Below are 978 nucleotides of genomic sequence, written 5' to 3'. Positions count from 1 at the left end.
GCTAACATGGCTACGTTCTTCAGCAATGATTAGTGTACGTTCGAACTGACCGGTTTTTGCTTCGTTAATTCGGAAGTAAGTCGATAGTTCTAGCGGACAGCGCACGCCTTTCGGGATGTAAACAAATGATCCGTCAGAAAATACAGCTGAGTTTAGTGCCGCGTAGTAGTTGTCTTTTTGAGGAACAACAGAACCCAGATACTTCTTGATGAGCTCAGGATGTTTATGAACCGCTTCTGAAATTGGGCAGAAAATAACGCCAGCTTCAGTTAGCTTGTCCTTGAATGTCGTGGTGACAGAAACACTATCAAATACAGCATCAACGGCAACACCAGCGAGTCGAGCGCGCTCGTGTAATGGAATGCCAAGCTTTTCATAGGTTTTCAAAAGCTCTGGATCAACTTCGTCGAGACTTTTCGGGCCATCATCTTTAGATTTTGGAGCAGAATAATAGGCAATGTCGTTGTAATCGATTTTAGGGAAGTTAACGTGAGCCCATTCTGGGTCTTCCATCTCTTGCCATACTTTATAAGCCTGAAGACGCCATTCAAGCATCCACTCCGGCTCATTTTTCTTGGCTGATAGGCGGCGGATAACGTCTTCGTTCAAACCAGGCTCAAAGGTCTCAGACTCGATTTCGGTGACGAAACCGTGCTCATATTCTCTTTTGATTAGCTCTTTAACTTCTTTGTCAGATTCAGACATTCTTGACAGTGCTCGTATTGCTAAATTGATTTCATGTAAGAAGCGGCTGTTTCAGCCACTTTTCGGGCGCGAGTATATAATAACCTACTAAAATAGTCAGGTATTAATTTACTTTGCTCATGCGATACTTCTTTCAGGCGCGCGATTTTATACTTTTGTGGAACAAATTGCAGACTTGTTACGTAAGTTTTCACATTCTAGCCTTAAACTGACAGACATATTGCGTTGCTCTGCTAGCCTAAATTGAATGGATTTTAATCGATAGGACGTACA

Annotated in this window: 1 pseudogene; it reads right to left on the bottom strand. The window is 42.6% G+C overall.

Annotated features, from left to right (window positions below):
* Positions 1-705, bottom strand: a pseudogene (locus tag A3762_RS14000) (Fe-S cluster assembly protein SufB); the annotation flags it as partial.
* Positions 706-978: the final 273 nt, after the last annotated feature.

The organism is Oleiphilus sp. HI0125 (assembly GCF_001635355.1).
The sequence above is the reverse complement of the archived record's forward strand: the minus strand, read 5'-3'. Positions and strand labels throughout refer to the sequence as shown.